Consider the following 11262-nt stretch of genomic DNA (forward strand, 5'->3'; position numbering starts at 1 on the left):
CCCACCAGGACGAAGCACAACCACCCCTACAGACAGGCACCTTGTCGGCACTCACTGTCCCACACCCACCCCGAGCGACTTCGCCAGCAGAGTCGCTGGGCCGACTTCCTGCGCAACGGCGTGGAAGCTCCAGCGGCGAGGCGAAGCCGAAGCCGCACCGGGGTGGGGGGTGGGGGGTGGGGGGTGGCTCAGCCCACCGAGGAGTAGGCGATGATGCCGCGGCGGAGGCCGTCGACGGCCTTGCGGGCGGTCCTGCGGAGTTCGGCGTCCTCGCCGGCGGCGTCCTGGATCTGGCCGAGGACGTCGATCAGCTGCTTGGTCCAGCGGACGAAGTCGCCGGCCGGCATGTCGGCGTCGCGCAGGACCTGGTCGAGGTTGTGGCCGAGCGCCCAGCGGTAGGCGACCCAGGCGAAGCCCAGGTCGGGCTCGCGCTGGCCGACGCCCTCGGCGGTGTTGATCCGGTGCTGCTCCTCCAGGGCGTCCAGGTGGCCCCAGATCCGGACCATCTTGCCGAGCGCCTCCTTGGCCGCGCCCTCCGGCACCCGGGGGGCGCCGGCGTCGTCGGACTGGCGGGCCTCGTACACCAGCGCCGAGGCGCAGGCGGCGAGTTCGGCGGCGGCCAGGCCGCTCCAGACGCCCTCGCGGATGCACTCGGAGGCGAGCAGGTCGAGTTCGCCGTAGAGCCGGCCGAGCCGCTTGCCGTCGTCGGTGACGGTGTCCCCGCTGAGGTAGCCGAGGTCGGTGAGCAGCGCGCAGACCCGGTCGAAGGTGCGGGCGATGGTGTGGGTGCGCGAGCGCATCCGGCGTTCCAGCAGTTCGGTGTCGCGGTGCAGTCGGTGGTAGCGCTCGGCCCAGCGGGCGTGGTCCTCGCGGTCGGAGCAGCCGTGGCAGGGGTGCTGGCGCAGTTCGGTGCGCAGCCGGGTGATCTCCGGGTCGTCGGCGGCGGCCGCGCGGCCGCGCCGGAAGCGCTCGGGCTCCAGGTGTCCGGCCTTGGTGCGCAGTGCCGAGGCGAGGTCGCGCCGGGACTGCGGGCTGCGCGGGTTGAAGGACTTGGGGATGCGCAGCCGTTCGATCGCGGCGACCGGGTGCGGGAAGTCGATCATGGCGAGCCGCTTGACCTGCCGCTCGGCGGTGAGCACCACCGGGCGCGGGCCGTCCTGGAAGTCGGGGTGGCGCGGGCCGCCCCGGCCGGAGCGGTTGACCGGCGGCAGGCCCGGGTCGAGGACCAGGGCGAGGCCGGCGAACTTGCCGGTGGGCACGTGGATGACGTCGCCGGGCTTCAGCTGCTCGATGGACTCGACGGCGGCCGCGCGGCGCTGGCTGGTGCCCTCGCGGGCCAGCTCGTTCTCGCGGTCCTTGAGCCGGCGGCGCAGCTCCATGTACTCGTCGAAGTCGCCGAGGTGGCAGGTCATCGACTCGCGGTAGCCCTCCAGCCCTTCCTCGTTGCGCTGCACCTGGCGGGCGATGCCGACCACCGAGCGGTCCGCCTGGAACTGGGCGAAGGACGTCTCCAGCAGCTCGCGCGAGCGGTGCCGTCCGAACTGGGAGACCAGGTTGACGGCCATGTTGTACGAGGGCCGGAACGAGGACTTCAGCGGGTAGGTGCGGGTGCCGGCCAGGCCGGCCAGCGCCTCCGGGTCGAGGCCGCGCTGCCAGAGGACCACGGCGTGGCCCTCGATGTCGATGCCGCGCCGCCCGGCCCGGCCGGTGAGCTGGGTGTACTCGCCGGGGGTGATGTCGGCGTGGGTCTCGCCGTTCCACTTGACCAGCTTCTCCATGACCACCGAGCGGGCGGGCATGTTGATGCCGAGCGCGAGGGTCTCGGTCGCGAAGACGGCCTTGACCAGGCCCTTCACGAAGAGCTCCTCGACGACCTCCTTGAACCGCGGCAGCATCCCGGCGTGGTGGGCGGCGATGCCGCGCTCCAGCCCGTCCAGCCACTCGAAGTAGCCGAGGACGTGCAGGTCCTCGTCGGGGATGTCGGCGCAGCGCTCCTCGACGACGGCCCGGACCTGGGCGCGCTCGGAGTCCTTGTTGAGCCGCAGCCCGGAGCTGAGGCACTGCTGGACGGCGGCCTCGCAGCCGGCCCGGCTGAAGATGAAGGTGATCGCGGGCAGCAGGCCCTCGGCGTCGAGCCGGTCGATGACGTCCACCCGGCCCGGCGTCCAGACCCGGCCGGGACGGCCGTTGGGCATCGAGCGGCCCCGGCCGCGGCCGAAGCGGTCGCGCGGGTTGCGGTCGAGCTCGGAGCGGGCGAGCCGGACCAGCTCGGGGTTGACGGCCTTGCCGGGGTTCTTCAGGTTGTTCTTGGGGCGGCCGTCCCGGTCGGGGTCGGCGAACAGGTCGTACATCCGGTTGCCGGCCATCACGTGCTGCCACAGCGGCACGGGGCGGGTCTCGGAGACGATCACCTTGGTGCCGCCGCGCACGGTGTCCAGCCAGTCGCCGAACTCCTCGGCGTTGGAGACGGTCGCGGAGAGCGAGACGAGGGTGACCGACTCGGGGAGGTGGATGATGACCTCTTCCCAGACGGCGCCGCGGAAGCGGTCGGCGAGGTAGTGCACCTCGTCCATCACGACGTAGCCGAGGCCGTCGAGGGTGCTGGAGCCCGCGTAGAGCATGTTGCGCAGCACCTCGGTGGTCATGACCACCACGGGTGCGTCGCCGTTGACGGAGTTGTCGCCGGTGAGCAGGCCGACCTTGGCGGCGCCGTAGCGCTTGACCAAGTCCCCGTACTTCTGGTTGGAGAGCGCCTTGATCGGCGTGGTGTAGAAGCACTTGCGGCCCGAGGCCAGGGCCAGGTGCACGGCGAACTCGCCGACGATGGTCTTCCCGGAGCCGGTGGGGGCGGCGACCAGGACGCCGGATCCGGCCTCCAGCGTCTGGCAGGCCTCCAGCTGGAAGTCGTCCAGCGGGAAGTCGTACAGCTGCTGGAAGCCGTACAGGGCGGTGGCCTGCTCCTGGGCCCGGCGACGGCTGGCCGCGTACGCCTCGGCGGGGCTGAGCTCCTGGTCGCCCTGGGGCTCTGGATCGGGGGTGTTCATCGCCGTCCGGGGGTGGTTGGTGTGATCTCGCATCTCAGCGAGAGGTTACCCGGGAGGACTGACATCGATGGCACCGATTTTCCGTGCGACGGGATCACTCCTCCCCGGTTCCATGCTCGCAAATGTCTCCGGGTGATCGGGACGGTGCCGGGTTCGAAGCGGCTAGCCCTTCAGCAGCTCCACCAGCCCGTCCGCCAGCCGCTCGTACTCCTGCGGGCGGTTGTAGAGCTGCGCGCTGACCCGCAGCACCCCGCCGCCCTCCCAGGGGCGGACGGCGATCCGGGCACCGAGCCGGTGCCACACCTCGGCCATCAGCGCCTTCACCTGCGGCTCGGTCTCGCCGTACCCGGCGGGCAGCCGGACGGTGCTCATCCACACCCCGGGCGTCGCGGGCAGCGGGGCCAGGCCGGCCCGCTCGGCCAGCACCCGGCGGCCGTACCCGGCGAGGGCGGCGTTGTGGGCGGCCACCGCCGCGTGGCCGAGTCCGCGCAGCAGCTCGAAGCCGGCCGGGGAGGCCAGCCAGGGGGTGTAGTCGCAGGTGCCGCGCCACTCGACGTTGCCGGGGAAGCCCTTGTCGTGCTCCCAGGACAGCGCCAGCGGGCGGATCCGGGCGGTCCACTCGGGGCGGACGGCGAGCACCCCGGTGGCGCGCGGGGCGAAGGCCCACTTGTGCAGGTTGCCGAACCAGAAGTCGGCGTTCGGGTCGATCGGGGCGGGCAGCATGCCGGGTGCGTGGGCGCCGTCCACCACGGTGGTGACGCCGCGGGCGCGCAGGTCGGCGAGCAGCGCCGGGCCGGCCACCAGGCGGGCGGTGGGCGAGGTGAGCTGGTCGAGGACCGCGACGGTGGTGCGGTCGTCCACGGCGGCGAGCACGGCCTCCCGGACGGCCTGCTCGTCGGGGGCTTCCAGGGGGACGGGGGCGACCACGATCTCGGCGCCCGTCTCGGCGGCCTTGCGGGCGGCGGCCCGCGTCACCGCGCCGTAGCCGTGGTCGGTGACCAGGATCCGGTCGCCGGGCGCGAAGGGGATGCTGTCGAGGGCGATCGCGACCGCCTCGGTGACGTTGGAGACCAGCGCGAGCCGGTCCGGGTCGGTGGCCAGTTCGGCGGCGAGCAGGGTCCTCGCCGCGGCGATCCGGGCCGGGAGGTCGGCGAAGAAGCCGTCCGGGTCCTGTTCGTGCTCGACGCGCAGGCGCTCCTGCGCCCGCTGCACCGGGACGGGCACGGCCCCGAACGAGCCGTGGTTCAGGTGCGCCGCCCCCGGCGACACGCTGAACAGCCCGTCGGCGGCGGGCAACGGGGCCGGGGGTTCGGCGGTCCGCAGGTCCTCGGTCACGGTTTCCTCCGCTGGCTGACACTGACTGACACACATACTGATGTGTGACATTTCACATGACAGACTACTGGTCGGGGCGCGCACCTCGCGACCACCATCGGGCCGTGACCATCACCGACGCCTTCCTTGCCCTCAGCGCCCGTACCGGCCGGTTCACCTTCGGCGCGCCGCGTGCGTACACCTTCGCCGAGGACGGTACCCGGCTGCTGCTGCTCCGCTCCACCGGTCCGGAGGACCCGGTCGACCGCCTCCACCTGCTCGACGCCACCACGGGCGAGGAGCGGCTGGTCGCCGACCCGGCCGCGCTGCTGCCCGGCCGCACCGGCCGGCGCGACGACCTGCCCGCCGTCGAGCGCCGGCTGCGCGAGCGCACCCGGCTGGTCGCCGCCGGGATCGGCACGTACGCCGCCACCGCCGACCTCTCCACCGCCGTCTTCACCCTGGACGGCCGGCTGTTCCGCACCGACACCGCCGCCGGCACCAGCGACGAACTCCCGGTCGCCGGGCCCGCGTTCGACCCCCGGCCGGACGCCACCGGCCAGCGCGTCGCCTACGTCGCCGGGGACGCCCTGTTCGTCACCCCCGCCCTCGAACCGCTCTCCCCCGCCGACGGCGCCCGCTGGGGCGTCGCCGAGTTCGCCGCCGCCGAGGAGCTCGGCCGTCACCGGGGCCACTGGTGGCGCCCGGACGGCCGCGCGCTGCTGGCCGCCCGGGTCGACGAATCCGCCGTCCCCCGGCGGTACTTCGCCGACCCGGCGAACCCCGGCGAGGCGCCCGAGGACTTCGCCTACCCGCAGGCCGGCGGCCCCAACGCGGACGTCCAGCTCTGGGTGCTCGGCCTCGACGGCACCCGGGTCCGACTGCACTGGGACGCCGAGGAGTTCCCGTACGTCTGCGCCGCCTCCTGGGCCTCCGACGGGGAGGTGCTGCTCACCGTCGCCGACCGCCTGCAGCAGAACGTGCTACTGCTGAGCGCCGACCCGCAGACCGGCAGGACCGACGAACTCTCCCGCACCACCGACGAGTTCTGGGTGGACGACCTGCCCGGAACCCCCGCCCGGCTGGCCGACGGCCGACTGCTCACCGTCCACGACACCCCGCAGGCCCGCGGCCTCGCGCTGGACGGCAAGCCGCTGGACACCGCCGGCCTGCAGATCCGCCGGGTCGTCGGCCGGCTGCGCGGCCGGCTGCTCTGCGAGACCGGCGAGGGCGACCCCTTCGACCAGTACGTCCACCTGATCGACCCGGACGGCGGCGCCCCCGAGCCGCTCACCTCCGGCCCCGGCACCCACACCGCCCTCGCCGCCGCCGACACCCTGCTGCTCACCTCGGCCGACGCCGGCGGCGTCCGGCGCGTCGTCATCCTCGACGGCCGCGAGCTGCCGCTCACCGATCTCAGTGCTCCACTGCCCCACCGGGTGGAGCCGCAGCGCTCCCGGGTCACCGAACGCGCCCTGCCCGCCGCCGTGGTGTACCCGCGCGGCCACGTCCCCGGCCGGCGGCTGCCCGTCCTGCTGGACGTCTACGGCGGGCCCGGCTACCAGGCGGTGGCCAACGAGCCGCGCCGCTGGCAGCTCAAGCAGTGGTGGGCCGACCAGGGCTTCGCGGTGGTCACCGTCGACAACGGCGGCACCCCGTTCGTCTCCCCCGAGTTCAGCCGGACCATCTTCCGCCGCTTCTCCCGGGTGACGCTGGACGACCAGGTCGACGCCCTGCACGCGCTCGCCGAGGAGCACCCGGACCTCGACCTCGGCCGGGTCGGCGTGCGCGGCTGGTCGTACGGCGGCTACCTCGCGGCGCTCGCCGTGCTGCGCCGCCCGGACGTCTTCCACGCCGCCTGCGCGGGCGCCCCGCCCACCGACTTCCGGCTCTACGACACCGCGTACACCGAGCGCTACCTGGACCTGCCGCAGGAGAACCCCGAGGGCTACGCCGACGACTGCCTGCTCACCGACGCGCCCGGCCTGGCCAGGCCGCTGCTGCTGATCCACGGGCTGGCGGACGACAACGTCCACCCCTCGCACACCCTGCTGCTCTCCCAGGCGCTCACCAGGGCCGGCCGCCCGCACAGCGTGCTGCCGCTGCCCGGCGCCACCCACATGACCCCGGGCGGGCTGCTGGAGCAGCTGGCCCAGGCCGAACTCGCCTTCCTGCGGGCCTCTTTGGAGTGACCCGTCGCTCCACCCTGGGCGGAGGGCCGAGGGGCGTCGCACCGCCGGCTGCGGCGCCCCTTCGGCTTGCCCGGACTCTTCCACGTGACCGGTCACATGTGAAATATTACCTGCGCTTCACCGACTGATGACCCGAAGCCCCCCATCCCCCGGAAAGGAACGGTCAGTTGCGCAGACTGTCCGCCGCCCTCGCCGCCGCGCTCACCACCGGCGCGATAGCGGCCACCCTGCTGGGCACCCCCGCCCAGGCCGCACCCCCGCCCCCCGCCGCCCTCGCCGCCCTCGCCGCCCCCGCCGACGCGGGGCAGGGCGCCGAGGCCCCGCCCGCACCGCTGGTCCCGCAGGAACGCGAGCGCCAGGCGCTGCGCGGCAAGGCCCTGGAACAGCTCAACAAGGGCACCGTCGCCAAGAGCGCCGGCAAGCGGGCCCCGGCGAAGGTGAAGATCGGCGACGACTACGTCCAACTCGCCCACCAGCGCACGGACAAGGTCTTCGTGATCCTCGCCCAGTTCGGCGACCAGGTGGACGACACCACCCAGTGGAACGGCCAGGCGCGCTACGGCGGCACCCCCGGCCCGCGCCACAACCAGATCCCCAAGCCGGGCCAGGACGACAACCACACCCTGTGGTCGGCGGACTTCGACCGCGCGTACTACCAGAAGATGTTCTTCGACGACACGCCCGGCGCGGTGTCGATGCGCAACTACTACCGCACCCAGTCCTCCGGCCGGTACGACGTCGAGGGCACCGTCAGCGACTGGGTCACCGTCCCGTACAACGAGGCCCGCTACGGCAGCAACAAGGGCCCGCAGGGCTCCGGCGCCTGGACCCAGGGCCAGGAATTCATCCGGGACGCCGTCAAGGCCTGGTACGACGGCGAGATCGCCAAGGGCCGCTCCGCCGCCGACATCAAGGCGCAGCTCGCCCAGTACGACGTCTACGACCGCTACGACCACGACAAGGACGGCGAGTTCGCCCAGCCGGACGGCTACCTGGACAACGTCGTCGTGGTGCACGCGGGCGTGGACGAGACCTGGGGCGGCGGCGCCCAGGGCGCCGACGCGCTGTGGGCGCACCGCAGCTGGACCTTCCCGGACGCGACCGGGCAGACCGGCCCGGAGGGCAACAGGATCGGCGGCGCCCCCGTCGGCGACACCGGCCTGTACGTCTACGACTACGTCCAGGCGGGCGAGAACAGCGGCGTCGGCCTGTTCGCCCACGAGTACGGCCACAACCTCGGCCTGCCCGATCTGTACCCCACCAGCGGCGGCGACAACAGCGTCAACTTCTGGTCGCTGATGTCCTCCGGCTCCTACCTGGGCAAGGGCCCGAACACCACCGGCGGCTACCCCGGCGACCTCGACGCCTGGAGCAAGCTGCAGTTCGGCTGGCTCGACTACGACGAGGCGCAGGCCGCCACCCGCTCCACCCACGCCCTCGGGGTGAGCAGCTACAACACCGACCAGGCCCAGGCGGTCCTGGTCCACCTGCCGGACGGCACCACCAGCACCGACCTCGCCGACCCGTACGAGGGCGGCCGGCAGTGGTGGAGCGACACCGGCGACAACCTCGACAACTCCCTCGCCCGGGACGTCGACCTGCGCACCGCCGCCGGCCCGGCCGCCCTGGACGCGGCGGTCTGGTACGACACCGAGCAGGACTACGACTTCCTGACCGTCGAGGCCTCCACCGACCAGGGCAAGCACTGGACCGCCCTCGGCGGCACCGTGGACGGCGCCCCGATCGGCAACACCAACGCCAACACCCCGGGCCTGAGCGGCAGTTCCGGCGGCTACAAGCAGCTGCACATCCCGCTGGACGGCTACCTCGGGCAGCAGGTGCGGCTGCGCTTCCACGTCACCTCGGACAGCAACACCCACGGCCGGGGCGTGCTGGTGGACGCCGTGAAGGCCACCGCCGGCGCCACCGTGCTGTTCACCGACGGCGCCGAGAACGGCACGGGCGGCTGGACGGCCGGCGGCTTCACGGTCATCACCGGCCGCACCGCCGTCAAGCAGCACCCTCGCGCGTACCTCGCCGAGAACCGCCGCTACACCGGCTACGGGGCGTTCCTGAAGACCGGCCCGTACAACTTCGGCTACGGCGGCGTCGCGGGCAAGGCCAACGTGGTGGACAACTACCCGTACCAGGAGGGCGTCCTGGTCTGGCTGTGGGACACCTCGTACGGTGACAACAACACCAAGGACCACCCCGGCGGCGGGCTGATCCTGCCGGTCGACGCCCACCCGGCGCCGGTCCGCTTCGCCGACGGCACCCTGGTCAACGGGCGGGCGCAGACGTACGACGCGCCCTTCTCGCTCAAGCCGACCACGCCGTTCACCCTGCACAAGGGCGGCGTCGCAGTGCGCGTCCCGGCGAAGCCGGCCGTGCCGGTGTTCAACGACCACACCGGGGTGTACGGCGACCCGGCGACGCCGCAGCTGACGGTGAAGGTGCCGGACACCAACACGAAGATCGAGGTCGTCCGGGAGTCCCAGGGCGGGAAGATCACCACCGTCCGGGTCGGCCCGGCCTCCTGACCCGCGCAGCCGTGTGACGGCGGCCCCGGATCCCCCCGACGAAAGGGATCCGGGGCCGGTCCGCGTCCTCACCTCCCCAGGCTGCGGGCGGTGCGGGCCGCGGTCGCCACCCCGAGGACGGTGATCGCGGCTGTCCCGAAGGTCATGTACCGGGCCGAGTCGACCGGGGTGTCGCCGCCCAGGTTGACCAGCGTGCCGGCCAGTGCCGAGGTCACCGAGAAGGCGATCAGCTGGGTGGTGTTGATCGCCGCGGCCGCCTTGCCGCCCTCGGCCGGGTCGCCGCTGCTGCGCATCGCGGCCACGCTCAGGTGCGGGAAGGCCAGCCCGATCCCGGTGCCGGCACCGAACAGCGCCACCGCCCACAGCAGGACCCGGAGCCCGGAGGCGTGCCCGGTCTGCGACAGCCCGTAGACCAGCAGGCCGGCGACCAGCACCAGCGGCGCGGTGCGGATCGCCAGGGCCCGGCCGCGGGCCGACTCGATGCCGACGCTGAACAGCTGGGCGGTGGTCCAGCCGGCCGAGGTCGTGGCGCCGAGGAACCCGGCCACCAGCGGGGAGAGCCCGCCCAGCTCCTGGCCGAACAGCGGGATGAAGTTCTCCGTCACCACGCCCGCGCAGAGCACCGCGACGGTCAGGTAGAGCCACTTCAGCGGGTTGCCGGCGCGGTAGGTCTGCTGCGGCAGCACCGTCGCCGCCGCGCGCCGCTCGACCGAGACGAAGCCGGCCAGCAGCGCCAGCCCGGCGAGCAGGCAGAGCGCCGTCGGCCAGCCGCCCGGCACGGTCGAGCTGACGCTGAAGGCTGCCGCCGCCAGGGTGAGCAGCAGCAGCGAGGGCAGCGGCACCGGGCCGCCGCCGTGCCCCGCGCCGGAGCGCCCGGGCAGCACCCGGCGGGCCAGCGCCGCCAGCACCAGCGCGGCGGCCAGCAGCAGGACGTACGCCCCGCGCCAGACGCCGAGCTGGGCGAAGAGCCCGCCCAGCGACGGGCCGACCAGGGTGCCGACACCCCACATCGCCGAGACCAGCCCGGCCGCACGGGTCCACAGCCGCTCCGGCAGGGCGCTGCGGATCACGGCGTAGCCGAGCCCGGCGACCAGGCCGCCGCCGAGGCCCTGCACCACCCGGCCGGTGATCAGCACCGCCATCGACGGGCTGAGCGCGTTGACCACCGCGCCGGCGCCGAAGACCAGGAAGCCCAGCACGTAGGCCCGGGCGGCACCGAGCCGGTCCAGCAGCCGGCTGACCAGCATCGAGGCGATGACGGCGGCCGTCAGGAAGCCGGTGGCCACCCAGGCGTAGTACCGCTCGCCGCCGATGTCGGCCACGATCGAGGGCATCAGGGCGGCGGTGAAGTAGAGGTTCATCGCGTACAGCGCGACGCCGCCGGCCAGGATCGAGGCGGGGGCGGCGTAGCGACGGGAGAAGAGTTCGCGCCACCCTCCGGCGGCTCCCTCGGATGGCGACTCCTTGGGGTAACTTCCCAGCTCGGGCTGGGTCGTGTCGTTCTTGGCGGCAACTGATTCGGTCACGTCCGGTACGCTAGGACTTCAACAAAACTTGAAGTCAAGACCGACCGTCGAGGAGCCGCCATGACCACCGCACCGGTCGATCTGCTGAGCGTCGGCGAGGTGGCCCGGCGGGCCGGGATCGCCACCTCGGCGGTGCGCTTCTACGAGGACCAGGGGCTGATCTCCTCCGAGCGCACGGCGGGCAACCAGCGCCGCTACCGGCGGCACGTGCTGCGCCGGATCTCGCTCATCCTGGTCGCCAAACGGCTCGGCATCCCGCTCTCCGAGGTCGCCGAGGTGTTCACCGGACTGCCCGAGGACCGGATGCCCGGCAAGCACGACTGGGAGCGGATCTCCCGGCGCTGGGCCGAGCAGCTGCGCGCCCGCCGGGCCGAGCTGGAACGGCTGGAGGAGGAGCTGACCGGCTGCATCGGCTGCGGCTGCGTGTCGCTGCGCCGCTGCCGGGTGCTCAACCCGGGGGACGAGCTGGCCGCCGAGGGGCCGGGCCCGCGCCGGCTGCTGCCGGGGGACGGCCTGCTGCCCGTCGAGGACTGAGACGGGAGAGGGACCGGGGCAAGAAGGGTGGAACCCGGTCGGACGCGGCCCTCGCAGGGTTCCCCGCCGCGTCCGACCGGGGGTCATGGGTGCCCCGGTCCGGGTCCCGCGG

The 11262-nt window shown here is 73.5% G+C and carries 6 protein-coding genes; 3 read left to right on the plus strand and 3 right to left on the minus strand.

The annotated features are described in order from the left end of the window. Positions 1 to 188: 188 nt before the first annotated feature. Both ACWDBB_RS25515 and ACWDBB_RS25520 read right to left on the minus strand, forming a co-directional pair. Entirely contained in the window at positions 189 to 3044 is a 2856-nt protein-coding gene (locus tag ACWDBB_RS25515; RefSeq protein WP_449791862.1) for a DEAD/DEAH box helicase, read from the minus strand. A 162-nt stretch (positions 3045 to 3206) separates the two neighbouring features. Next, on the minus strand, positions 3207 to 4379 hold the full coding sequence (locus ACWDBB_RS25520) for an aminotransferase class V-fold PLP-dependent enzyme (RefSeq protein ID WP_449791812.1): 1173 nt from the start codon (positions 4377 to 4379) through the stop codon (positions 3207 to 3209). 104 nt (positions 4380 to 4483) lie between these two features. Here ACWDBB_RS25520 and ACWDBB_RS25525 point away from each other — a divergent pair, with 104 nt between their 5' ends. Next, positions 4484 to 6550, plus strand: a complete 2067-nt coding sequence (locus tag ACWDBB_RS25525; protein ID WP_449791813.1) for a prolyl oligopeptidase family serine peptidase — start codon at positions 4484 to 4486, stop codon at positions 6548 to 6550. A gap of 167 nt (positions 6551 to 6717) precedes the next feature. Beyond that, the gene (locus tag ACWDBB_RS25530) at positions 6718 to 9090 is read left to right on the plus strand and encodes an immune inhibitor A domain-containing protein (protein WP_449791814.1); all 2373 of its coding nucleotides are present in this window, start codon (positions 6718 to 6720) and stop codon (positions 9088 to 9090) included. 68 nt (positions 9091 to 9158) lie between these two features. On the opposite strand, the gene ACWDBB_RS25535 is transcribed toward ACWDBB_RS25530, so the two are convergent. Then, complete coding sequence (locus ACWDBB_RS25535; protein WP_449791815.1) at positions 9159 to 10616, minus strand: MFS transporter; 1458 nt, start codon at positions 10614 to 10616, stop codon at positions 9159 to 9161. A 60-nt stretch (positions 10617 to 10676) separates the two neighbouring features. Between ACWDBB_RS25535 and soxR the strand changes: the two genes are divergently transcribed. After that, positions 10677 to 11150 (plus strand): redox-sensitive transcriptional activator SoxR, encoded by a 474-nt coding sequence (soxR, locus tag ACWDBB_RS25540; RefSeq protein ID WP_449791816.1) that lies wholly within the window; start codon positions 10677 to 10679, stop codon positions 11148 to 11150. The last annotated feature ends 112 nt before the right edge of the window (positions 11151 to 11262 follow it).

The organism is Kitasatospora sp. NPDC001095 (assembly GCF_053598615.1).

What these genes read in the sequence shown, in the direction of transcription:
- soxR (WP_449791816.1), top strand. Translation starts at nt 10,677, where the DNA reads ATGACCACCGCACCGGTCGATCTGCTGAGCGTCGGCGAGGTGGCCCGG.
- ACWDBB_RS25515 (WP_449791862.1), bottom strand. Translation starts at nt 3,044, where the DNA reads ATGAACACCCCCGATCCAGAGCCCCAGGGCGACCAGGAGCTCAGCCCC.